This window comes from Streptomyces sp. NEAU-YJ-81, from assembly GCF_017592595.1.
Lineage (GTDB): Bacteria > Actinomycetota > Actinomycetes > Streptomycetales > Streptomycetaceae > Streptomyces > Streptomyces hygroscopicus_B.
Window position 1 is genome coordinate 133,499 of record NZ_JAGFNO010000012.1, and the last position, 22,546, is coordinate 156,044.

The window sequence follows — 22,546 nt, forward strand, 5'->3', positions numbered from 1 at the left end:
GGCGGTGGGAATCGCACCGTCCGGCCCCCGACGTCCGTACAAGCCCGAGAAGGTTGGTCCAGCTGTGATCATGGGGTTTTCGATCGCCCTCATCGTCTTCAGCCTGCTGCTGATGATGTTGGTGCTCATGCACAAGGGGAAGGGCGGCGGCCTGTCCGACATGTTCGGTGGCGGCATGCAGTCCTCGGTGGGCGGCTCCTCGGTCGCCGAGCGCAACCTGGACCGCATCACCGTGGTGGTCGGGCTGCTGTGGTTCGTCTGCATCGTCGTGCTCGGGCTGCTGATGAAGCTCGACTGAGGCTCCGGCGGGGCCCGCTGAGGGCCCGGCCGACGCCCGATAACTGACGTACCGTCGTCAGCGGGGCCCATATGCGGCCTATGATGGCATGGCGTCCTCGGGGACGGGTGTAACTCCTCTCACTGGACGCGCGTTGGGCCTTACGTAGACTGGGGCGCCGGGCGGCGAAGCTGCCAATCGAGGCTTCGCGGCACCATCACGCAGGGAGTTACGACCGTGGCAAGTGGCAACGCGATCCGTGGAAGCCGGGTCGGAGCGGGGCCGATGGGAGAGGCCGAGCGAGGCGAATCGGCGCCGCGCCTGCGCATCTCCTTCTGGTGCTCGAACGGGCATGAGACCGTGCCGAGCTTCGCCAGCGATGCGCAGATCCCTGACACGTGGGACTGCCCCCGCTGCGGCTTCCCGGCCGGCAAGGACCGGGACAACCCGCCGGACCCGCCGCGCACCGAGCCGTACAAGACGCATCTGGCGTACGTACGGGAGCGGCGCAGCGACGCCGACGGCGAGGCGATTCTCGCCGAGGCACTCGCCAAGCTCCGGGGCGAGATCTAGACACAGAACGCGGTACGACGGCCCGGCCGGGCACCTCCCTGTGAGGGGTGCGCGGCCGGGCCGTTGTCAGTGGTGCGGGCTACGGTCGTGGGGTGCTGAATCTCCGGGGGGAGCCGTCCCACCGGGCGGGGCGGATGCATGGGGGGGGATTGTCATGGCCGCGGTGGACGCCGGTGAGCTGGGCGCCGGAAAACCGGCGGTGCCCGCGTGGCGCGGGGGGTTCGGGCGGCTGTGGGCGGCCGCGGTCGTCTCCCGGTTCGGGGACGCCCTGCGGGGTGCGGCGCTGCCGCTGCTGGCCGTCTCGCTCACCGATTCGCCGGTGCTGGTCTCGCTCGTGACCGCCTGCGGCTTTCTGCCCTGGCTGCTGTTCGGGCTGATCGGCGGGGCGATCGCCGACCGGGTGGACCAGCGGCGGGCGATGTGGGCGGTGGACGGCGCGCGGGCCGTCCTGATGGCGGGGTTCGCCGTCGCGGTCTGGCTGGACCAGGCCACCATCGGGCTGCTGCTCGCCCTCGCCTTCGCCCTGACCACGCTGCAGACCCTGTTCGACAACGCCGCCACGGCGCTGCTGCCCTCGGTGGTCGGGCAGGAGGCGCTGGGCAGGGCCAACGCCCGGCTGATGACCGGGCAGGAGGTCATGGGCCGGTTCGTGGGCGCCCCGCTGGTGCCGGTGCTGCTGGGCCTCGGCGCCGCGATGCCGTTCGCGGCGGACGCGGTCACCTATCTCGCCGCCGCCGTGCTGGTCGCCTCGCTGGGGGTGACGCCCCCTCAGCGGGCCCCGCGCCCGCCGGGCGGATCGCTGCGGCGCGATATCGCCGAGGGCCTGGCCGTGCTGTGGCGGGACCGGACGCTGCGGGCGCTGTGCGCCTCCACCACGCTGTGCAATATCGGCATCGGCGCGCTCATCGCCACCCTGGTGCTGCACATCACCGGCTGGCTGGACGCCGGGAACACCGGCTATGCGGCCGTCATCACCGTGTACGGCATCGGGAGTGTGATCGGGGGGCTGGTGGCCGCCCGGCTCACCGAGAAGCTGGGCCGCGTCCGTGCCCTCGTGGTGTGCGGCATCGCGCAGATCGGCGCCCTGGTTGTCCTCGGGGCGATACGGAGCCTGCCGGTCGCGGTCGCCGCCATGGGCCTCTTCGGCTTCGCGGGGATCGTCTGGAACGTGACCGAGGTGACGATGATGCAGCAGCGCAGCCCCGACGGGGCCCTGGGGCGGGTGAGCTCAGCCTTCCGCACCCTGTCGATCGCGGGCACCCCGCTCGGCGCGCTGCTGGGCGGGGTGATGGCCGAGGCGTGGGGGCTCAACACCCCCGCGCTGGGGGCGGCCGCGCTCTTCGTCTGCGGGGTGGCGGCCCTCGTTCCGGGAATGCGGTCTGTCATCAATTAGGTTGGTGGCCACGGGGGCCAGGCACCGACGAGAAGTGGGCTGATGTCCGAGATGACCATGGAAGGCCGCACCAGGCTGGACCGGCTGCCGGAGTGGCACGCGCTGGCCGCACACCGCAAGGATCTGGGCGATGCGCATCTGCGCGACCTGTTCGAGGGCGACCCGGAGCGCGGGCGCCGCCTCACCCTTCAGGTCGGCGATCTCCACGTCGACTACTCCAAGCACCTGGTGACCGACGAGACCCTGCGGCTGCTGCGCGAGCTGGCGCGGGCCACCAAGGTGGCCGAGCTGCGGGACGCCATGTTCCGCGGCCAGCGGATCAACACCACCGAGGACCGCGCGGTGCTGCATATCGCGCTGCGCGCACCACACTCAGCGGAGATCAAGCTGGGCGGTGAGGACGTCGTCGGCGAAGTGCACGCCGTGCTCGCCAAGATGGCCGTCTTCGCCGATCGCGTCAGGTCCGGTGACTGGACCGGCCACACCGGCAAGCGGATCAAGAATGTCGTCAACATCGGCATCGGCGGCTCCGATCTGGGCCCGAAGATGGCGTACGAGGCGCTGCGCGCCTATTCCGACCGCTCGATGACATTCCGGTTCGTCTCCAATGTGGACGGCGCGGATATGCATGAGGCGGTGCGCGATCTGGACCCGGCCGAGACGCTGTTCATCGTCGCCTCCAAGACCTTCACCACTGTCGAGACCATTACCAACGCCCTCTCCGCCCGCGACTGGCTGCTGACCGGCTTGCGGGCCGGTGAGGAGGCCGTCGCCAAGCACTTCGTGGCGGTGTCGACCAATGCCGAGAAGGTCGCCGAGTTCGGCATCGACACCGACAACATGTTCGGGTTCTGGGACTGGGTCGGCGGGCGCTATTCCTATGACTCGGCCATCGGCCTTTCCCTGATGGTCGCCATCGGCCCGGACTGCTTCCGCGAGATGCTGGCCGGCTTCCATCTGGTCGACGAGCACTTCGCCACCGCCCCGCCGGAGGAGAACGTCCCCCTGCTGATGGGCCTGTTGGGCATCTGGTACGACAATTTCCATGACGCCCAAGCGCATGCCGTCCTGCCGTACAGCCACTATCTGTCGAAGTTCACCGATTATCTGCAGCAGCTGGACATGGAGTCCAACGGCAAGTCCGTGGACCGGGACGGCAACCGCGTCGGCTGGCAGACCGGCCCCATCGTGTGGGGCACCCCCGGCACCAATGGCCAGCACGCCTATTACCAACTGCTCCACCAGGGCACCAAGCTGGTCCCGGCCGATCTGATCGGCTTCGCCCGGCCGGTGAAGGACATGCCGCCCGGGCTGGAGTCCCACCACGATCTGCTGATGGCCAACCTCTTCGCCCAGGGCCAGGCGCTGGCCTTCGGCAAGACCTCCGAGGAGGTCGCCGCCGAGGGGGTGGCCGAGGAGCTGGTGCCGCACAAGACCTTCGCGGGCAACCGCCCCACCACCACCATCCTCGCCTCCGAGCTCACCCCGTCGGTGCTGGGCCAGCTGGTCGCCCTCTATGAGCACAAGGTCTTCGTCCAGGGCGCCGTCTGGAACATCGACTCCTTCGACCAGTGGGGAGTGGAGCTGGGCAAGGTGCTCGCCAAGCGCGTCGAGCCCGCCCTGACCGAGGGCGCCGAGGTGCCGGGTCTGGACACCTCCACCGAGCATCTGGTCGCCACCTACCGCTCGCTGCGCGGCCGCTGAGGCCCCGACGCAGCGCAAGAGCACGGAGAGCACGGAACAGCACGGAACAGCGGGGAAAACGCGACGATCCCCCGGGCGCCCGAGGCGCGCGGGGGATCGTCTGCGATACGAGGGTTACGGCGACGCCGGGGGATACAGCTCCCGCGGCAGACCCGTCGCCGCGGCCCGGTCCAGCAGCCACAGCGTGCGGCGACGGCCGTACGCGCCCGCCGCCGGAGCCTGCAGCTCCCCGGCACCCGACAGGGCTATCGTGACCGCCCTCGCCTTGTCCTCACCGGCCGCCAGCAGCCACACCTCCCGTGCCGCGCGGATCGCGGGCAGGGTCAGCGAGGTCCGTACGGGCGGCGGTTTGGGCGCGCCGCGCACCCCGACCACCATCCGCTCGGTCTCCCGGACGGCGGGCAGCTCGGGGAAGAGCGAGGCCACATGGGTGTCCGGGCCGACGCCCAGCAGCAGCACGTCGAACGACGGCACCGCGCCGTGGTTCTCCGGCCGCGCGGCCCGGGCCAGCTCGGCGGCGTACGCCTCGGCCGCGGCGTCCACGTCACCGCCGTTCGCCCCGTCGGACGCGGGCATCGCGTGCACCCGCGCCGGGTCCAGCTCCACCGCGTCCAGCAGCGCCTCGCGGGCCTGGGTGACATTGCGGTCGGCGTGGCCCTCCGGCAGGAATCGCTCATCGCCCCACCACAGGTCCAGCCGCGACCAGTCGACCGCGTCGCGCGCCGGGGAGGCGGCGAGCGCGGCCAGCAGGCCATTGCCGTTGCGCCCGCCGGTCAGGACGACCGAGGCGGAGCCACGGGCGGCCTGGGCGTCCACGATCTTCGTGATCAGCCGGGCCGCCGCGGCCTGGGCCATCAGCTCCTTGTCGCGGTGGACGACCACCTGTGGTGCGGTCACTTGTCCGCCTTCCCGTCCGCCTTCCGCTCCTGGGCCTTCGCCGGGGGGTGAGGCTTGGGAGCCGGCGGCTGTGCCGGTGCCTGCGGCGGGTTCTTCGGCGAGCCGGGCGCATGCTCCGGCGGCGCCTCCGGGTCCCGGGTCGGCAGCGGCGGCCGGTCCGGCTCCGGTGCCACCTGAGTCGCCGGGGCGGCCTTGGCGTCCCGCTCCAGCGTGCCCACGCCGCCCTTGCCCAGCTTGTTCACGCCGAACTTCACCGACGACGCGTAGATCTCGTCGGGGTCCAGTCGGCGCAGCTCCTCGGCGATCAGCTCCGACACCTCACGCCGCTGCAGCGCCACATGCCGGTCGGGCTGGCCCGGCATCGCCAGCTCGGCCAGCGAGCCGTTCGCCCGGTCCAGGCAGATCACGCCGTCGGCCGTCTCCAGCCGCACCGCGGTGAGCCCTGGGCCCTCCGAGACCTGCCGGTTCACCGGCACCCCCAGTCGCTCGGCGAGCCACAGCGCGAGCAGCTCGCTGCTCGGGTTGTACGCCTCGCCCTCGACGACCGCGGAGGTGATCGGGGAGTGCCGCTGGTCCAGGGCGGCGGCCAGGACGCTGCGCCACGGGGTGATCCGGGTCCAGGCCAGATCGGTGTCGCCCGGGGTGTAGGTCGCGGCCCGCAGCCCCAGGGCCGCGACCGGGTCCTCGGTGGCCTGGGCGTCGGTGATCCGGCGCTGGGCGAGCTGTCCGAGCAGGTCCTCGCTGGGGTGCTCCGGGGCGTCCTCCGGCCACCACACCACCACCGGGGCGTCCGGCAGCAGCAGGGGCAGGACCACCGAGTAGGCGTGGTTGGCGAGTTCGCCGTGCAGCCGCAGCAGTACCGTCTCGCCGGTACCGGTCTCGCCGCCGACCCGCACCTCGGCGTCCATCCGGGCGATCTTGCGGTCGCGCGGCGACCGGCCCGGCCGCTTGATGACGACCAGGATGCGCGAGGGGTGTTCCTTGGACGCGTCGCTCGCCGCCCGGAGCGCGTCGTAGTGATTGCCCTCGTCGGTGACGATGACGAGGGTCAGCACCATGCCCACGGCCGGCGTGCCGGTGGACCGGCGCGCCTGGATCAGAGCGGAGTTGATCCGGCTGGACGTGGTGTCCGTGAGATCGATGTTCATGGCCGCCGCCAGCTCCGTCCGTCTCGTGCGAGCATCTCGTCCGCGGCTTTCGGCCCCCAGGTCCCGGACGTGTACTGCTCGGGCTTGCCGTGCTTCTCCCAGTACTCCTCGATCGGGTCGAGGATCCGCCAGGACTGCTCGACCTCCTCATGGCGGGGGAAGAGATTCGCCTCGCCCAGCAGGACGTCGAGCAGCAGCCGCTCGTATGCCTCGGGGCTGGACTCGGTGAAGGACTCGCCGTACTGGAAGTCCATCGTCACGTCCCGGATCTCCATGGAGGTGCCGGGCACCTTGGAGCCGAACCGGATGGTGACGCCCTCGTCCGGCTGCACCCGGATGACCAGGGCGTTCTGCCCGAGCTCCTGGGTGTCGGTGGCGTCGAAGGGGGAGTGCGGGGCGCGCTGGAAGACCACCGCGATCTCGGTGACCCGCCGCCCCAGCCGCTTGCCGGCGCGCAGGTAGAAGGGGACACCCGCCCAGCGGCGGTTGTCGATCTCCAGCTTGATCGCGGCGTAGGTGTCGGTCTTCGAGTGGGGGTCGATGCCCTCCTCCTCGAGATAGCCGTGCACCTCCTGGCCGCCCTGCCAGCCGGGGGCGTACTGCCCGCGCACCGTGTGCTTGCCCAGCTCCTTGGGCAGCTTGACCGCCCGGAGCGCCTTCAGCTTCTCGGTGACCAGGGAGGACGCCCCGAAGGAGGCGGGCTCCTCCATGGCGGTCAGCGCGAGGAGCTGCAGCAGGTGGTTCTGGATGACGTCACGGGCCGCGCCGATGCCGTCGTAGTAGCCCGCGCGCCCGCCGATGCCGATGTCCTCGGCCATGGTGATCTGCACATGGTCGACGTACGACCGGTTCCAGATCGGCTCGAACATCGTGTTGGCGAACCGCAGCGCCATGATGTTCTGGACCGTCTCCTTGCCCAGGTAGTGGTCGATCCGGAAGACATCGCCGGGCCGGAAGACCTCGTGGACGACCTGGTTGAGCTCCTGGGCGCTCTTCAGGTCGTGGCCGAAGGGCTTCTCGATGACCGCGCGCCGCCAGGAGTCGCCCTGCCCCTGCGACAGCCCGTGCTTCTTGAGCTGCTGGACGACGGTGGGGAAGAACTTCGGCGGGACCGACAGGTAGAAGGCGAAGTTCCCGCCGGTGCCGCGCGCCTTGTCGAGCTCCTCTATGGTCGCCCGCAGAGTCGTGAACGCCTCGTCGTCGGAGAACGCGCCGGGTACGAAGCGGAACCCCTCGGCGAGCTGCTGCCAGACCTCCTCGCGGAACGGGGTCCGCGCGTACTCCTTGACCGCGTCGTGCACGACCTGGGAGAAGTCCTCGTCCTCCCAGTCGCGGCGGGCGAAGCCGACCAGCGAGAAGCCCGGCGGCAGCAGTCCGCGGTTGGCCAGGTCGTAGATGGCGGGCATGAGCTTCTTACGGGACAGATCGCCCGTGACGCCGAAGATCACGAGGCCGGACGGCCCCGCGATGCGCGGGAGCCGTCGGTCTCGTGGGTCACGCAGCGGATTGCTGCTGGTCACGGTTTCACGCCTCCGAGGGTGCGAGGCGCTTGAGCTCCGCCTCGGTGGACTTCAGCAGGTCGTTCCAGGCGGACTCGAACTTCTCGACGCCCTCGTCCTCCAGGACCTGGACGACGTCGTCGTAGGAGATCCCGATCCCGGCCAGCGCGTCGATGTCGGCCTTGGCCTGCTCGTAGGTGCCGCGCACGGTGTCACCGCTGATCTCGCCGTGGTCGGCGACCGCCTCCAGGGTGGCCTCCGGCATGGTGTTGACGGTGCCGGGGGCGACCAGGTCCGCGACGTACATGGTGTCCTTGTACGCCGGGTCCTTGACGCCGGTCGAGGCCCACAGCGGACGCTGCTTGTTGGCGTTCGCCCGGTCCAGGGCGGCCCAGCGGTCGGAGCTGAAGACCTCTTCGTACGCCTGGTACGCGAGGCGGGCGTTGGCGACGGCGGCCTTGCCGCGCAGCGCCTTGGCCTCATCGGTGCCGAGCTTGTCGATGCGCTTGTCGATCTCGGTGTCCACGCGGGAGACGAAGAAGGACGCCACCGAGTGGATCTTCTGCAGGTCCAGGCCCGCGGCCTTGGCCTTCTCCAGACCGGCCAGGAAGGCGTCCATGACCGCGCGGTACCGCTCCAGGGAGAAGATCAGCGTGACATTGACGCTGATGCCCAGGCCGATCACCTCGGTGATCGCGGGCAGCCCCGCCTCGGTCGCCGGGATCTTGATGAAGGTGTTGGGCCGGTCCACCAGCCAGGCGAGCTGCTTGGCCTCGGCGATGGTGGCGGCCGTGTTGTGGGCCAGGCGCGGGTCGACCTCGATGGAGACCCGGCCGTCCTGGCCGCCCGTCGCGTCGTAGACCGGCCGGAGGATGTCGGCCGCGTCGCGGACGTCCGCCGTGGTGATCATGCGGACGGCTTCCTCGACGGTGACCTTGCGGACCGCGAGGTCGGCCACCTGCTGCTGGTAGCCCTCACCGCCGGAGATCGCCTTCTGGAAGATCGACGGGTTGGTGGTGACGCCTACGACATGCTGCTGGTCGATCAGCTCGGCCAGGTTGCCGGAGGTGATCCTCTTACGGGAGAGGTCGTCGAGCCAGATCGCGACGCCTTCGTCGGCCAGCCGCTTGAGTGCGTCTGTCATGGGATGTGTTCTCCTACTCGTCGCTACTAAGTCGTCTGCGGGGGTCAGCGCCCGGCGGCGTCGAGAGACTCGCGGGCGGCGGTCACCACGGCCTCGGCGGTGAGGCCGAACTCCCGGAAGAGCACCTTGTAGTCGGCGGAGGCGCCGAAGTGCTCCAGCGAGACGATGCGGCCGGCCTCGCCGACGTAGCGGTGCCAGGTCAGGCCGATACCCGCCTCGACGGCCACGCGGGCCTTGACGGACGGCGGCAGCACTGTCTCCCGGTACCCCCTGTCCTGCTCCTCGAACCACTCGACCGAGGGCATTGACACGACGCGGGTCGGAACCCCGGCGGCCTGGAGCTGCTCACGCGCCTCCACGGCGAGCTGCACCTCGGAACCGGTGCCGATGAGGATGACCTGCGGCTGGCCGCCCTCGGCCTCGAAGAGGACGTAACCGCCCTTGGCGGCGTCCTCACTGGCCTCGTAGGTCGGCACGTTCTGCCGGGTCAGCGCGAGGCCGTGCGGAGCCGGGTTCGCGGTGTGGCGGCGGGTGATCTCGCGCCAGGCGATGGCCGTCTCGTTGGCGTCGGCCGGGCGGACGACGTTCAGGCCCGGGATGGCGCGCAGCACCGAGAGGTGCTCCACCGGCTGGTGGGTCGGGCCGTCCTCGCCGAGGCCGATGGAGTCGTGCGTCCACACATAGGTGACCGGCAGCTTCATCAGCGCGGCGAGCCGGACGGCCGGGCGCATGTAGTCGGAGAAGACCAGGAAGGTGCCGCCGTAGACACGGGTGTTGCCGTGCAGCGCGATGCCGTTCATGGTCGAGCCCATGGCGTGCTCGCGGATGCCGAAGTGCACGGTGCGGCCGTACGGGTCGGCCTCCGGCAGCGGGTTGCCCTTCGGGAGGAAGGACGAGGACGCGTCGATCGTGGTGTTGTTCGAGCCCGCGAGGTCGGCGGAGCCGCCCCACAGCTCGGGGAGCACCCCGCCCAGCGCCTTGAGCACCTGGCCGGACGCCTTACGGGTGGCGACGTCCTTGCCCGGCTCGAAGACCGGCAGCGCGGACTCCCAGCCCTCGGGCAGCTCGCCCGCGGTGATCCGGTCGAACAGGGCGGCCCGCTCGGGGTTGGCGTTCCGCCACTCCTGGACCTTCTTTTCCCAGGCGGCGTGCGCCTCGCGGCCGCGGTCGACCAGGGCGCGGGTGTGGTTGATGACGTCGGTCTCGACCGCGAAGTGCTGCTCGGGGTCGAAGCCGAGGACGCGCTTGGTGGCGGCGACCTCGTCGGCGCCGAGCGCCGAGCCGTGCGACGCCTCGGTGTTCTGCGCGTTCGGCGCGGGCCAGGCGATGATCGTACGGGCCGCGATGATCGAGGGGCGCTCGGTCTCGGCCTGCGCCGCCTTGAGCGCCGCGTACAGCGCGTGGATGTCGAAGTCGCCGCTCTCGGCCTGCTCGATGCGCTGGACGTGCCAGCCGTACGCCTCGTAGCGCTTCAGCACGTCCTCGGAGAGCGCGGTCGCGGTGTCGCCCTCGATCGAGATGTGGTTGTCGTCGTACAGGGCGACGATGTTGCCCAGCTTCTGGTGGCCGGCCAGCGAGGACGCCTCGGCGGAGATGCCCTCCTCCAGGTCGCCGTCGGAGACGATCGCCCAGATGGTGTGGTCGAACGGAGAGGCGCCCTCGGGCGCCTCCGGGTCGAACAGGCCACGCTCGTAGCGGGCGGCCATCGCCATGCCCACCGCGTTGGCGATGCCCTGGCCCAGGGGGCCGGTGGTGGTCTCGACACCGGTGGTGTGGCCGTACTCCGGGTGGCCCGGGGTCTTGCTGCCCCAGGTGCGGAACGACCGCAGATCCTCGAGCTCCAGCCCGAAGCCCGCCAGGTAAAGCTGGACGTAGAGGGTCAGGCTGGTGTGCCCCGGAGACAGCACGAAGCGGTCGCGGCCCGTCCAGTCCGCGTCGGAGGGGTCGTGCCGCATCAGCTTCTGGAAGAGCAGGTACGCGGCGGGCGCGAGGCTCATGGCCGTGCCAGGGTGGCCGTTACCGACCTTCTGTACGGAGTCCATGGCCAGGACCCGGGCCGTGTCGACGGCCTGCCGGTCCAGATCGGTCCACTCGAGGTCTGTGGTAGTCGGCTTGGTGCTCACCCTGAGTCAGGGCTCCTCTCCACAATGTCGAAATCCGGTGACCGTATGTGCACCGGCGATGTCGAGCCTACCCCTGGAACAACGGTCATCTTTTCGAGTTCCACTCAACGGGATAAGGAACGAATTCCGAGGTGGCCGCATTCCCTCCGGGGCCCGTCCGGACGGTGTCCCGGGTCCTGCGGAAGGCGCCGTTCCGGGCCTTGCCCGGCCCGTCGTCCGCCGTGTGTGGCCGCCTTACGGGCGCCTTGCGGGTGCCTTGCGGTGCCCCTTCAACACGGGGGACCCCGGCGGCGGGCGGCGTATCCGCTACGTCTAGAGTGGCGTGGTACGCGCAAGTCTTTACCGGCTCTTCATGTCCGGTGCTTGCTGGTTCTTGCTTCCACCAGGGGTGTGCGTGACGGCCGTCGAATCCCGTCCTGCGGGGGTGCTCGAGACGAGCGAAACGAGCTCCGGTCACCGGCCGTTCGGGGCCCGTGTCAAGGCGTTCGTGGCGCTGACGAAGCCGCGCGTCATCGAACTGCTGCTGATGACGACCGTGCCGGTCATGTTCCTGGCCGCCCAGGGCGTCCCCGACCTGTGGCTGGTGGTCGCGACCTGTGTCGGCGGCTATCTGTCGGCCGGAGGCGCGGCCGCGTTCAACATGTATTACGACCGGGACATCGACGCGCTGATGGAGCGCACCGCGCAGCGCCCGCTCGTGACCGGCATGGTCTCGCCGCGCGAATGCCTCGTCTTCGCCTTCGCGCTCGCGGCGGGGTCGACGGCCTGGTTCTGGGCGCTGGTCAACCCGCTGTCCGCGATGCTGTCGCTCGGTGCGCTGGTCTTCTACGTCGTCGTCTACACGATGTTGCTCAAGCGGCGTACCTCGCAGAACATCGTCTGGGGCGGCATCGCCGGCTGCATGCCCGTGCTCATCGGCTGGTCGTCGGTGACCAACGAGGTCTCCTGGGCCGCCGTCATCCTCTTCCTCGTGATCTTCTTCTGGACGCCGCCGCACTACTGGCCGCTGTCGATGAAGGTCAAGGAGGACTACGAGCGGGCCAGCGTGCCGATGCTGCCGGTGATCGCGGGCAACAAGGTGGTCGCGCGCCAGATCGTCCTCTACAGCTGGGCCATGGTCGGCGTCTCCCTGCTGCTGTGGCCGCTGGGCTACACCGGCTGGTTCTACCCGGTGGTCGCGGCCGTGCTGGGCGGGTTCTGGCTCAAGGAGGCGCACGCCCTCCAGGGGCGCGCCAAGGCCGGGATCATGGGCGCGAAGCTCAAGGAGATGCGGCTGTTCCACTGGTCGATCACCTATGTGTCGCTGCTGTTCGTCGCCGTGGCCGTGGACCCTTTCCTGCGGTGATTACCGGCGGGTAGCATCGCCTGTATGGCAGACACCACCCAGCCGGAGCCGACCGAGAGCGGCGAGTCGGCCGCACAGCTCTCCGCGCCGGAAGCATCCTCGAAGCCGCCCAAGCCCTCCAAGGACGAGAAGCGGGCCGAGCGGCTCGCCCGCCAGATCACGGCCTTCGCCACCGGTCACGGCGGCGGCGCCGAGGGGCAGATCGCCCACATCGGGCGCGGCTCCGTCCGGATCGCCCTCGTCGGCGCCGACGGCGAATGGGGCGTCCTCGTCGCCCCCTCGCAGGAGAGCGCGCGGCGCGCGGCCGAGCTCGCCGGGCTGACCCTCCAGGACGCCTTCGACGGCGAGCTCGCCGCCAGGGTCCGCACCGGTCCGTACGAGTGGGCGCGCATGGCGGGCATCCAGCTCGGCGGACCCGGCAACCCTCCGGCACCCGCCTCGTAGAACGCCTGAGAACGGGTCCGGCGACACCTCGCACCCCTTCCGTCCGTTAAGCCCGTCGATGCCGGAGGGCGAGAGGCGGCGGCGATGCACGAGGCGACGGACTCCCCGAACACCCTGGGCCCGCCGACCGGCCCGGTCCCCCGGGACGGGCCGGGCCCGGTGGCGGCACCACCGATCACGCTGCCGCCGCTGGTCGACCAGCACAGCCACGGCACGGTGGACGGCGAGCTCGGCGTCGGCTCGTTCGAAACCCATCTGGCCGCCGCCGCCGGGTCGGGTGCGGCCCCGGCCGGCACCACCTTCTTCGACAGCTGGACCGGTCTGGCCGTGCGCCGCTGGTGCCCCCCGCTGCTGGGCATGGAGCCCCACTGCGCGCCCGTCAGCTATCTCGCCCGCCGCCGTGAACTGGGCGCCTACCGCGCCGCGCGGCTGCTGCTGCGCGGCGCCGGTATCGGCACCTTCCTGCTGGAGTCCGGCGCCCGGGACGACCTCAGCACCGCCGAGGAACTGGCCGCGACCGCCGACGGCGCGGTCCATGAGGTGGTCCGCCTGGAGCCACTGGCCGAGCAGGTCGCCGACACCTCCGGCACGGTCGACGCCTTCATCGGCAACACCGCCGAGGCGCTGTACGCGGCGGCCCAGCACGCGACCGCCTTCGCCATGGGGATCGCCTTCTGCGACGAACTGCCGCCCGACCCGCGTGAGGTCCGGCGCGCCGCCGCCCGCTGGCTCGCGCTCACCGTACGCCCGGCGCGGGACCGCGCCCCCGACCCCGCGCTCGCCCAGCATCTGCTGTGGAGCGCCGTCGCGACGGGCCTGCCGGTGCAGCTGCACTGCGCCGATCCGCAGTCGCTCGTCGGCTTTCTGCGCGCCACGGCGGGCTTCGGCACCGATCTGGTGCTGCTGCCCGACCGGCCGCACCACCGCCGGGCCGCCCAGCTCGCCGCGGCCTTCCCGCATGTCTACGCGGACGCCGGGCCGCGGCCCGGGGAGACCCTGGGCGAGGCGCCGTTCGGCAAGCTGCTCTTCTCGACGGGCGCGCGGGGGCTGCCCGAGCTGTATGTGACCGCGTCCCGGCTGTTCGGCCAGGCCATGGCCCGGCTCGCGGACGAGTGGGTCGGCGAGGAGATCTGCACCCGGGCCGAGGCCCAGCGGATCGCCGGGCTGGTCGCGGCCGGGACCGCGCGCCGCGTCTACCGGCTGGACGCGGCCGGCTCGGCCTGAACGGTCTCGTGGTCGCCGGTGGGGGCGGGGACGGCCGCCGGAAGCGCGGCGCGCTCGCGCTGGGCGAGCAGCACCCGCAGGACCGCGATCCACACCAGGCAGGAGCCGAGCATATGGATGCCGACGACGACCTCGGGCAGATGGGTGAAGTACTGCACGTACCCGACCACGCCCTGCAGGAGCAGGACGACGAGGAGCTCCAGGACCGTACGGCGCTGGGCGGCCGGGGCCTTCACGGCCCGCAGCGTGAACCACAGGGCGACGGTGAGGCCCAGCACGATGTAGACGAAGTCCACGTGGAGCTGGGTGATCTCCTGCCAGTTCAGCGGGATGCGGTGCACCTTACGGGCGTCACCGGCGTGCGGACCCGCGCCGGTGACCACGGTGCCGATGACGATGAGCACGCCGGTGGCGGCGATCAGCAGCCGGGTGAGCTGGCGCACCGGCACGGCCACGAGATCGCGCGGCTCGGCGTCGCCCTCGCGCGCCCGCCACCAGGTCGCCACGGCGACCGTGAGCAGCGCGGAGGACAGCAGGAAGTGCGAGCTGACGATGTACGGGTTGAGCCCGGTGAGCACCGTGATGCCGCCGACCACGGCGTTGCCCATGACGATCCAGAACTGGGCCCAGCCGAGCCGGGTGAGGGAGCGGCGCACCGGCGTCCGGGCGCGGGCGGCAATGATCAGCAGTCCGATGACGGCGCACAGGACGTACGTCAGCATGCGGTTGCCGAACTCGATGGCGCCGTGGATGCCCATGTCGGAGGTCGGCGTCAGGCTGCCGGAGGTGCACTTCGGCCAGGTGTCACAGCCCAGCCCGGACTGGGTGAGCCGGACCGCGCCACCGGTCACGACGATGACCACGGCCATCACCACGGTGGCCAGCGCGGCCCGCTGCACGAAGCGCGCGGAGGGCTGCCAGCGCCGGGCGATCAGCTCGAACGGATTCAGCGAATTCGGCACGCGCCCATCGTAGGCCGCCGCTTGTGCAGCTTTTCACGAGGGGTAGTGCTTCGGTAAAGCCGCAGCTCGCAGAGGTGTTCGGGCTATTCCCAGCGGAAGAAGCGCGCCGCCGCGCCCAGCCCCAGCACCGCCCACACCGCCAGGATCCCCAGATCCCGCCACGGCATCCCGGCCCCGTCCTGGAGGACATCCCGCAGCCCGCCCGAGAGTGCCGAGATCGGCAACAGCTCCAGCGCGCCGCGCACCGCGCCCGGGAACTTGTCCAGCGACACGATCACCCCGCCGGCCACGAGCAGCAGCAGGAAGACCAGGTTGGCGGCGGCCAGGGTCGCCTCGGCCTTCAGGGTGCCCGCCATCAGCAGTCCGAGGCCGGAGAACGCCGCCGTGCCGAGGATCAGCAGCAGCGCGACCGAGAGCGGGTCGCCGTGCGGGGACCAGCCCAGCGCCAGCGCGATCGCGGTCAGCAGCACGATCTGCAGGACCTCGGTGACCAGCACCGCGAGGGTCTTGGCGGTCATCAGCCCCCACCGCGGCAGCGGTGAGACGGCGAGCCGCTTGAGCACGCCGTAGCGCCGCTCGAAGCCGGTGGCGATGGCCTGTCCGGTGAACGCCGTGGACAGCACGGCAAGGGCCAGCACACCGGGTGTCAGGAAGTCCACCGTGCTGCCGTCGGCGCCCGTGTCGACGATGTCGACGGTGCTGAAGAGCACCAGCAGCAGGGACGGGATGACGACGGTCAGCAGCAGTTGCTCGCCGTTGCGCAGCAGCATCCGGGTCTCCAGCGCGGCCTGCGCCCGGATCATCCTCATCAGCGGGGCCGCCCCCGGCTTGGGGAGAAAAGTGCCCGTGGCGGTCACGCTCGCAGCTCCTTACCGGTGAGCTCCAGGAAGACGTCCTCGAGGGTGTGCCGCTCGACCGAGATCCGGTCCGGCATCACCCCGTTCTGCGCGCACCAGGAGGTGACGGTGGCCAGCATCTGGGGGTTGACCTTGCCGGTGACGCGGTACGAGCCGGGCGTCAGCTCGGCGGCCGTGGAGTCGGCGGGCAGCGCCTTGAGGAGCGAGGCCAGGTCGAGTGCGGGTCGGCCGCCGAAGCGCAGAGTGTTCTCGGCGCCGCCCCGGCACAGCTCCTCGGGGCTGCCCCGGGCGATCACCTTGCCGCCGTCGATGATCGCCACATCGTCGGCCAGTTGCTCGGCCTCGTCCATGTAGTGGGTGGTCAGCATTACGGTGACCCCGTCGTCCCGCAGATCGCGGATGAGGTCCCAGGTGGCGCGGCGGGCCTGCGGGTCGAGTCCGGCGGTCGGCTCGTCGAGGAAGACCAGCTCGGGGCGGCCGACGACGGCCATGGCGAGCGCGAGCCGCTGCTGCTGGCCCCCGGAGAGCCGCCGGTAGGTGGTCCGGCCGCAGGAGCCGAGGCCGAGCCGGTCGATCAGCAGGTCGACGTCGACCGGATGCGCGTGCAGGGAGGCGGTGTGGCGCAGCATCTCTTCTGCCCGCGCGCCGGAATAAACGCCTCCGGACTGAAGCATCACCCCGACCCGGGGGCGCAGTGCGGGGGCGTCCGCGACCGGGTCGAGCCCGAGTATCCGGACCGTGCCGGCGTCGGGTCGGCGGTACCCCTCGCAGGTCTCGACGGTGGTGGTCTTACCGGCTCCGTTGGGGCCGAGAACGGCGGTCACGGCGCCCCGGTCCACGGACAGGTCGAGCCCGTCGACCGCGGTCTTCGGGCCGTACCGCTTGACCAGGCCGACGATGTCGACCGCGGGCTCTTCTCGCATGTCCGGCAGTCTACGAATCGCCGGGCCCTCTGTGGGCGGCAGGGCCGGAAGCCGCGGTGCCCGCCGCCCGGCCGCAAAGGCGTCGCCGCAGGTGGAACCGGGGCGCGGGACCCTCTCGGACTTAGGTACACCTAAGTGACGTACCCCACCGGACCTGCAGATCTCCCCGCTTGTGTCGCGCCGGGGAATTACGCAACAATGGCGTTGTGAAATACGCGAGCGAGGCTCCGAACGAACGCGCGGCCGAAGCGGCCGCGCGGTCCGGCGCGCCCGCATCCGCACCGGAAGAGCAGCACGGCACCCGCAACCGGGTCGCGCGCTCCATCCTCGACCATGGTCCCTCCACCGCGGCGGAGCTCGCCCAGCGGCTGGAGCTGACCCAGGCGGCCGTCCGCCGCCACCTGGACACCCTCGTTGCCGACGGCGTCGTCGAGCCCCGCGAGAAGAGGGTGTACGGGGCGCGGGGGCGCGGCCGCCCGGCCAAGGTCTTCGCGCTCACCGACTGCGGCCGCGATGCCTTCGACCAGGCTTACGACAAGCTCGCCGTCGACGCCCTGCACTGGATCGAGCAGAGCGCCGGAGGCGGCGAGGCGGGCCGTGCCGCGGTCGCCGCGTTCGCCCGCGCCAGGCTCGCCGCCCAGGCGGAGGGGTACCGCGGCTCCGTCGAGGCCGCCGCCCCCGGCCGCCGCACCGCAGCCCTCGCCGACGCGCTCTCCGTGGACGGGTACGCTGCTACGGCGCGCAGCGCGCCGGTCGGCGAACAGCTCTGCCAGCACCACTGCCCGGTCGCCCACGCAGCCGAGCGATATCCGCAGCTGTGTGAGGCGGAGACCGAGGTCTTCTCCCAGCTGCTCGGAACTCATGTGCAGCGTCTGGCCACCATCGCCCATGGCGACGGGGTGTGCACGACGTTCATTCCGAAGACCGGCAAGGTCGAGAAGACCGACACCAGTACCACCAAGACCACCACCGCATCTGCCAGCACGGCCGGGAGGAACCCCGAATGACTCTCCCCACGGAGACCGCTCACCCCGAGCTTGAGGGCCTGGGCAACTACGAGTACGGCTGGGCCGACTCCGACGTGGCCGGCGCCTCGGCCAAGCGCGGCCTCTCCGAGGAGGTCGTGCGCGACATCTCGGGGAAGAAGTCCGAGCCGGAGTGGATGCTCAAGCTCCGCCTCAAGGGCCTGAAGCTCTTCGGCAAGAAGCCCATGCCCACCTGGGGCTCGGACCTGTCGGGCATCGACTTCGACAACATCAAGTACTTCGTCCGCTCCACCGAGCAGCAGGCCGCTTCCTGGGATGACCTGCCCGAGGACATCAAGAACACGTACGACAAGCTGGGCATCCCGGAGGCCGAGAAGCAGCGCCTCGTCGCGGGTGTCGCGGCCCAGTACGAGTCCGAGGTCGTCTACCACCAGATCCGTGAGGATCTGGAGGAGCAGGGCGTCATCTTCCTGGACACCGACACCGCGCTCAAGGAGCACCCGGAGCTGTTCCAGGAGTACTTCGGCACCGTGATCCCGGCGGGCGACAACAAGTTCGCCTCGCTGAACACGGCGGTCTGGTCCGGCGGCTCGTTCATCTACGTGCCGAAGGGCGTGCACGTGGAGATCCCGCTGCAGGCGTACTTCCGGATCAACACCGAGAACATGGGCCAGTTCGAGCGGACGCTGATCATCGTCGACGAGGACGCCTACGTCCACTACGTCGAGGGCTGCACCGCGCCGATCTACAAGTCGGACTCGCTGCACTCCGCGGTCGTCGAGATCATCGTCAAGAAGGGCGCCCGCTGCCGCTACACGACCATCCAGAACTGGTCGAACAACGTCTACAACCTGGTCACCAAGCGTGCCGTGGCCTACGAGGGCGCGACCATGGAGTGGGTCGACGGCAACATCGGCTCCAAGGTGACCATGAAGTACCCCGCCGTCTACCTGATGGGTGAGCACGCCAAGGGCGAGACCCTGTCCATCGCCTTCGCGGGCGAGGGTCAGCACCAGGACGCGGGCGCCAAGATGGTCCACATGGCCCCCCGCACCTCGTCGAACATCATCTCCAAGTCGGTGGCGCGCGGCGGCGGCCGCACCTCCTACCGCGGTCTGATCGAGATCGGCGAGGGCGCCGAGGGCTCCAAGTCCAATGTGCTCTGTGACGCCCTGCTCGTCGACACGATCTCCCGCTCGGACACCTACCCGTATGTGGACGTCCGCGAGGACGACGTGTCCATGGGCCATGAGGCGACCGTCTCCAAGGTCAGCGACGACCAGCTCTTCTACCTGATGAGCCGCGGTCTGTCCGAGGACGAGGCCATGGCGATGATCGTGCGCGGCTTCGTCGAGCCGATCGCGCGCGAGCTGCCCATGGAGTACGCGCTGGAGCTCAACCGGCTGATCGAGCTGCAGATGGAGGGCGCGGTCGGCTGACGCCACCCCCCTTCCGGCCCCGGCGGGGGCACCGTCCTCCGCCCGGGCATCCCGTTCAGGCCCATCAGGCAGAAAGAGAGCAGTACGACAGCCATGGCTGAAACCATCCCGGCCGGATCCACCACGGACGGCGTCATCCAGGTGGGCCAGCCCACCGATGCCCGGGTGAGCGCGCCCGCGTCGTACGACGTGGCCGACTTCCCGGTGCCCCATGGCCGCGAGGAGGACTGGCGGTTCACCCCCCTGGAGCGGCTGCGCGGTCTCCATGACGGCACGGCTGTCGCCGACGGCGGCGTCAAGGTCGAGGTGACCGCCCCCGAGGGCGTCACGGTCGAGACCGTGGGCCGTGACGACGCACGCCTGGGGAAGGCCGGCAAGCCGGTGGACCGGGTGGCGGCCCAGGCGTACAGCTCATTCGAGAAGGCGTCGGTCGTCACGGTGCCCAAGGAGACGGTGCTCACCGAGCCGGTGCGGATCGCCGTGCACGGCGAGGGCGGCACCGCCTTCGGCCACCAGGTGATCGAGCTCGGCGCCTTCGCCGAGGCGGTCGTGGTCATCGACCACACCGGTGAGGCCACGCTCGCCGCCAATGTGGAGTACCTGATCGGCGACGGCGCCAAGCTCACCGTGGTCTCGGTCCAGGACTGGGACGACACCGCGGTCCACGTCGGTCAGCACACCGCGCTGGTCGGCCGGGACGCCACCTTCAAGTCCGTGGTTGTCACCTTCGGCGGCGATCTGGTGCGGCTCCACCCGCGCGTCGTCTACGGCGCCCCGGGCGGTGAGGCCGAGCTGTACGGCGTGTACTTCACCGACAACGGCCAGCACCAGGAGCACCGGCTCTTCATCGACCACGACACCCCGCACTGCCGCAGCAACGTGGCCTACAAGGGCGCGCTGCAGGGCAAGGAGGCGCACGCGGTGTGGATCGGCGATGTGCTGATCCGGGCCGCCGCGGAGGGCACCGACACCTACGAGCTCAACCGGAACCTGGTCCTCACCGACGGCGCCCGGGTCGACTCGGTGCCGAACCTGGAGATCGAGACCGGTGAGATCGTCGGCGCCGGTCACGCGAGCGCGACCGGCCGCTTCGAAGACGAGCAGCTCTTCTACCTGATGGCGCGCGGCATCCCCGCCGACGAGGCCCGCCGTCTGGTGGTCCGCGGCTTCTTCGCCGAGGTCGTCCAGCAGATCGGGATCCCCGACCTGGAGGAGCGGCTCATCGCCAAGATCGAGGCCGAGCTGGAGGCGTCCGTAGGATGACCAACACCTTCGTACGCGCCTGTGCGCTGGACGAACTCGAGGACGACACCCCCAAGCGGGTCGAGCTCGAGGGCGTGCCGGTGGCACTGGTGCGCACCGAGGGCGAGGTGTTCGCGGTCAACGACATCTGCTCGCATGCGAACGTCTCGCTGTCCGAGGGCGAGGTGGAGGACTGCCAGATCGAGTGCTGGCTGCACGGCTCCAGCTTCGACCTGCGCACCGGCAAGCCGTCCGGCCTCCCCGCGACGCGCCCCGTCCCCGTATACCCCGTAAAGATCGAAGGGGACGATGTGCTCGTCTCCGTCACCCAGGAGTCCTGAGGCACCCATGGCCACGCTTGAGATCCACGACCTGCACGTTTCCGTCGACGCCGAGGGCGGCCCCCGCGAGATCCTGCGCGGTGTCGACCTGACCGTGAAGCAGGGCGAGACGCACGCCATCATGGGCCCCAACGGCTCCGGCAAGTCCACCCTCGCCTACTCGCTCGCCGGGCACCCGAAGTACACGATCACCGGCGGCACCGTGACGCTGGACGGCGAGGACGTGCTCGCGATGTCCGTCGACGAGCGCGCCCGCGCCGGTGTCTTCCTCGCCATGCAGTACCCGGTCGAGGTGCCCGGCGTCTCCGTCTCCAACTTCCTGCGCACCTCCGCGACCGCGATCCGCGGCGAGGCGCCCAAGCTGCGCACCTGGGTGAAGGAGGTCAAGGAGGCCATGGAGCGCCTCAACATCGACCCGTCCTTCGCCGAGCGGAATGTGAACGAGGGCTTCTCCGGCGGTGAGAAGAAGCGCCACGAGATCCTCCAGCTCGAGCTGCTGAAGCCGGCCATCGCGATCCTCGACGAGACCGACTCCGGCCTCGACGTCGACGCGCTGCGGGTGGTCTCCGAGGGCGTCAACCGGGTCCGTGAGGACGGCCAGGTCGGCACCCTGCTGATCACCCACTACACCCGCATCCTGCGGTACATCAAGCCCGACCACGTCCACGTCTTCGCGGCGGGCCGGATCGCCGAGTCCGGCGGCCCGGAGCTGGCCGACAAGCTGGAAGAAGAGGGCTACGAGGCGTACGTGAAGGGAGGCGCGTCCGAGTGACACAGTTGCCGGGCCTCCTCGACACCGAGGCGATCCGCAAGGACTTCCCGATCCTGGACCGTGTCGTCCATGACGGCAAGAAGCTCGTCTACCTGGACAACGCGGCGACGTCGCAGAAGCCGCGCCAGGTGCTGGACGTGCTCAACGACTACTACGAGCGCTCCAACGCCAATGTGCACCGCGGCGTCCATGTGCTCGCCGAGGAGGCCACGGAGCTGTACGAGGGCGCCCGCGACAAGGTCGCCGCCTTCATCAACGCTCCCAGCCGCGACGAGGTGATCTTCACCAAGAACGCCTCGGAGTCGCTGAACCTGGTCGCCAACATGCTCGGCTGGGCCGACGAGCCCTACCGGGTGGACCAGGACACCGAGATCGTCATCACCGAGATGGAGCACCACTCCAACATCGTTCCGTGGCAGCTGCTCTCGCAGCGCACCGGCGCGAAGCTGAAGTGGTTCGGCCTCACCGAGGACGGCCGGCTCGACCTGTCGGAGATGGAGCAGGTCATCACCGAGAAGACCAAGGTCGTCTCGTTCGTGCTGGTCTCCAACATCCTCGGCACGGTCAACCCGGTCGAGGCGATCGTCCGCCGCGCCCAGGACGTCGGCGCCCTCGTGGTGATCGACGCCTCCCAGGCTGCCCCGCACATGCTGCTGGACGTGCAGGCGCTCCAGGCCGACTTCGTGGCCTTCACCGGCCACAAGATGTGCGGCCCGACCGGTATCGGTGTGCTGTGGGGCCGTCAGGAGCTGCTGGAGGACCTGCCTCCGTTCCTCGGCGGCGGCGAGATGATCGAGACCGTCTCGATGCACTCGTCCACCTACGCCCCGGCGCCGCACAAGTTCGAGGCCGGTACGCCCCCGATCGCCCAGGCCGTCGGCCTCGGCGCGGCCGTGGACTACCTCACCTCGATCGGCATGGACAACATCGCCCGCCATGAGCACGCCCTCACGCACTACGCGGTCGGCAGGCTCCTGGAGGTGCCGGACCTGCGCATCATCGGCCCCACCACGGCCGAGGAGCGCGGCGCCACGATCTCCTTCACGCTCGGCGACATCCACCCCCACGATGTGGGCCAGGTGCTCGACGAGCAGGGAATCGCGGTCCGGGTCGGCCACCACTGCGCCCGCCCCGTATGCCTGCGCTATGGAATTCCGGCGACCACCCGAGCGTCGTTCTATCTGTACTCCACTCCGGCCGAGGTCGACGCCTTGGTGGAGGGCCTGGAGCACGTACGGAACTTCTTCGGGTAG

Annotated in this window: 21 protein-coding genes; 13 read left to right on the forward strand and 8 right to left on the reverse strand. The window is 70.4% G+C overall.

Annotated elements, in window-relative coordinates; genetic code table 11:
• Window positions 1-70: 70 nt before the first annotated feature.
• The 4 genes from secG (at window position 71) to pgi (ending at window position 3,947) form a co-directional block, all read left to right on the forward strand.
• Window positions 71-298, forward strand: a complete 228-nt coding sequence (gene secG, locus J5X86_RS25245) for a preprotein translocase subunit SecG (protein WP_046085731.1) — start codon at window positions 71-73, stop codon at window positions 296-298.
• 216 nt (window positions 299-514) lie between these two features.
• Window positions 515-850: an RNA polymerase-binding protein RbpA gene (locus J5X86_RS25250; protein WP_009718803.1), complete on the forward strand. Its 336-nt coding sequence runs from the start codon at window positions 515-517 to the stop codon at window positions 848-850.
• Window positions 851-1,004: 154 nt separating this feature from the next.
• Window positions 1,005-2,243, forward strand: a complete 1,239-nt coding sequence (locus J5X86_RS25255; RefSeq protein WP_208519017.1) for an MFS transporter — start codon at window positions 1,005-1,007, stop codon at window positions 2,241-2,243.
• Between the two features lie 51 nt (window positions 2,244-2,294).
• A complete protein-coding gene (pgi, locus tag J5X86_RS25260; protein ID WP_208519110.1) occupies window positions 2,295-3,947 on the forward strand; it encodes a glucose-6-phosphate isomerase in 1,653 nt (550 codons plus the stop codon).
• A gap of 114 nt (window positions 3,948-4,061) precedes the next feature.
• Here pgi and pgl read toward each other — a convergent pair whose 3' ends face one another.
• From pgl to tkt, 5 genes are read right to left on the reverse strand one after another with little or no spacing between them, the layout of a single operon-like run.
• A complete protein-coding gene (pgl, locus tag J5X86_RS25265) occupies window positions 4,062-4,844 on the reverse strand; it encodes a 6-phosphogluconolactonase (protein WP_208519018.1) in 783 nt (260 codons plus the stop codon).
• Window positions 4,841-5,992 (reverse strand): glucose-6-phosphate dehydrogenase assembly protein OpcA, encoded by a 1,152-nt coding sequence (gene opcA / locus J5X86_RS25270; RefSeq protein WP_208519019.1) that lies wholly within the window; start codon window positions 5,990-5,992, stop codon window positions 4,841-4,843. Before opcA ends, pgl begins: the two co-directional genes overlap by 4 nt.
• Window positions 5,989-7,512 (reverse strand): glucose-6-phosphate dehydrogenase, encoded by a 1,524-nt coding sequence (gene zwf, locus J5X86_RS25275; RefSeq protein WP_208519020.1) that lies wholly within the window; start codon window positions 7,510-7,512, stop codon window positions 5,989-5,991. The genes opcA and zwf overlap by 4 nt, the downstream gene beginning before the upstream one ends.
• A 4-nt stretch (window positions 7,513-7,516) precedes the next feature.
• On the reverse strand, window positions 7,517-8,635 hold the full coding sequence (tal, locus tag J5X86_RS25280) for a transaldolase (RefSeq protein WP_208519021.1): 1,119 nt from the start codon (window positions 8,633-8,635) through the stop codon (window positions 7,517-7,519).
• Between the two features lie 44 nt (window positions 8,636-8,679).
• Window positions 8,680-10,758, reverse strand: coding sequence for a transketolase (tkt, locus tag J5X86_RS25285; protein WP_208519022.1), 2,079 nt, complete (start codon window positions 10,756-10,758; stop codon window positions 8,680-8,682).
• Window positions 10,759-11,152: 394 nt separating this feature from the next.
• Between tkt and J5X86_RS25290 the strand changes: the two genes are divergently transcribed.
• From J5X86_RS25290 to J5X86_RS25300, 3 genes are all read left to right on the forward strand, one after another.
• Window positions 11,153-12,103, forward strand: coding sequence for a heme o synthase (locus J5X86_RS25290; protein WP_208519023.1), 951 nt, complete (start codon window positions 11,153-11,155; stop codon window positions 12,101-12,103).
• Between the two features lie 24 nt (window positions 12,104-12,127).
• A complete protein-coding gene (locus J5X86_RS25295; RefSeq protein ID WP_243981326.1) occupies window positions 12,128-12,547 on the forward strand; it encodes a hypothetical protein in 420 nt (139 codons plus the stop codon).
• Window positions 12,548-12,631: 84 nt separating this feature from the next.
• The gene (locus J5X86_RS25300; RefSeq protein WP_243981328.1) at window positions 12,632-13,771 is read left to right on the forward strand and encodes an amidohydrolase; all 1,140 of its coding nucleotides are present in this window, start codon (window positions 12,632-12,634) and stop codon (window positions 13,769-13,771) included.
• Here J5X86_RS25300 and J5X86_RS25305 read toward each other — a convergent pair.
• The 3 genes from J5X86_RS25305 to J5X86_RS25315 all read right to left on the reverse strand — a co-directional run bounded on the left by J5X86_RS25305 (window position 13,741) and on the right by J5X86_RS25315 (window position 16,513).
• On the reverse strand, window positions 13,741-14,733 hold the full coding sequence (locus J5X86_RS25305; protein ID WP_208519024.1) for a heme A synthase: 993 nt from the start codon (window positions 14,731-14,733) through the stop codon (window positions 13,741-13,743). The two genes, J5X86_RS25300 and J5X86_RS25305, sit on opposite strands and share 31 nt — an antisense overlap.
• A gap of 83 nt (window positions 14,734-14,816) precedes the next feature.
• On the reverse strand, window positions 14,817-15,590 hold the full coding sequence (locus J5X86_RS25310) for an ABC transporter permease (RefSeq protein WP_014059863.1): 774 nt from the start codon (window positions 15,588-15,590) through the stop codon (window positions 14,817-14,819).
• Window positions 15,587-16,513, reverse strand: a complete 927-nt coding sequence (locus J5X86_RS25315; protein WP_208519025.1) for an ABC transporter ATP-binding protein — start codon at window positions 16,511-16,513, stop codon at window positions 15,587-15,589. The genes J5X86_RS25310 and J5X86_RS25315 overlap by 4 nt, the downstream gene beginning before the upstream one ends.
• A 206-nt stretch (window positions 16,514-16,719) precedes the next feature.
• Here J5X86_RS25315 and J5X86_RS25320 point away from each other — a divergent pair, with 206 nt between their 5' ends.
• From J5X86_RS25320 to J5X86_RS25345, 6 genes are all read left to right on the forward strand, one after another.
• Window positions 16,720-17,520 carry a metalloregulator ArsR/SmtB family transcription factor gene (locus J5X86_RS25320; RefSeq protein ID WP_208519026.1) on the forward strand — a complete coding sequence of 267 codons (801 nt, stop codon included), beginning with the start codon at window positions 16,720-16,722 and terminating at the stop codon, window positions 17,518-17,520.
• Window positions 17,517-18,938: a Fe-S cluster assembly protein SufB gene (gene sufB / locus J5X86_RS25325; protein ID WP_119986924.1), complete on the forward strand. Its 1,422-nt coding sequence runs from the start codon at window positions 17,517-17,519 to the stop codon at window positions 18,936-18,938. The genes J5X86_RS25320 and sufB overlap by 4 nt, the downstream gene beginning before the upstream one ends.
• A 93-nt stretch (window positions 18,939-19,031) precedes the next feature.
• A complete protein-coding gene (gene sufD / locus J5X86_RS25330; protein ID WP_078640801.1) occupies window positions 19,032-20,201 on the forward strand; it encodes a Fe-S cluster assembly protein SufD in 1,170 nt (389 codons plus the stop codon).
• Entirely contained in the window at window positions 20,198-20,521 is a 324-nt protein-coding gene (locus tag J5X86_RS25335) for a bifunctional 3-phenylpropionate/cinnamic acid dioxygenase ferredoxin subunit (protein WP_078640800.1), read from the forward strand. The genes sufD and J5X86_RS25335 overlap by 4 nt, the downstream gene beginning before the upstream one ends.
• Before the next feature lie 7 nt (window positions 20,522-20,528).
• Window positions 20,529-21,293 (forward strand): Fe-S cluster assembly ATPase SufC, encoded by a 765-nt coding sequence (sufC, locus tag J5X86_RS25340; protein ID WP_208519027.1) that lies wholly within the window; start codon window positions 20,529-20,531, stop codon window positions 21,291-21,293.
• A complete protein-coding gene (locus J5X86_RS25345; RefSeq protein WP_208519028.1) occupies window positions 21,290-22,546 on the forward strand; it encodes a cysteine desulfurase in 1,257 nt (418 codons plus the stop codon). Before sufC ends, J5X86_RS25345 begins: the two co-directional genes overlap by 4 nt.

Coding starts and splice junctions, on each gene's coding strand:
- secG (WP_046085731.1), top strand. CDS start 71: ATGGGGTTTTCGATCGCCCTCATCGTCTTCAGCCTGCTGCTGATGATG.
- J5X86_RS25255 (WP_208519017.1), top strand. CDS start 1,005: ATGGCCGCGGTGGACGCCGGTGAGCTGGGCGCCGGAAAACCGGCGGTG.
- pgi (WP_208519110.1), top strand. CDS start 2,295: ATGACCATGGAAGGCCGCACCAGGCTGGACCGGCTGCCGGAGTGGCAC.
- opcA (WP_208519019.1), bottom strand. CDS start 5,992: ATGAACATCGATCTCACGGACACCACGTCCAGCCGGATCAACTCCGCT.
- tal (WP_208519021.1), bottom strand. CDS start 8,635: ATGACAGACGCACTCAAGCGGCTGGCCGACGAAGGCGTCGCGATCTGG.
- J5X86_RS25295 (WP_243981326.1), top strand. CDS start 12,128: ATGGCAGACACCACCCAGCCGGAGCCGACCGAGAGCGGCGAGTCGGCC.
- J5X86_RS25300 (WP_243981328.1), top strand. CDS start 12,632: ATGCACGAGGCGACGGACTCCCCGAACACCCTGGGCCCGCCGACCGGC.
- J5X86_RS25315 (WP_208519025.1), bottom strand. CDS start 16,513: ATGCGAGAAGAGCCCGCGGTCGACATCGTCGGCCTGGTCAAGCGGTAC.
- sufB (WP_119986924.1), top strand. CDS start 17,517: ATGACTCTCCCCACGGAGACCGCTCACCCCGAGCTTGAGGGCCTGGGC.
- sufD (WP_078640801.1), top strand. CDS start 19,032: ATGGCTGAAACCATCCCGGCCGGATCCACCACGGACGGCGTCATCCAG.
- J5X86_RS25335 (WP_078640800.1), top strand. CDS start 20,198: ATGACCAACACCTTCGTACGCGCCTGTGCGCTGGACGAACTCGAGGAC.
- sufC (WP_208519027.1), top strand. CDS start 20,529: ATGGCCACGCTTGAGATCCACGACCTGCACGTTTCCGTCGACGCCGAG.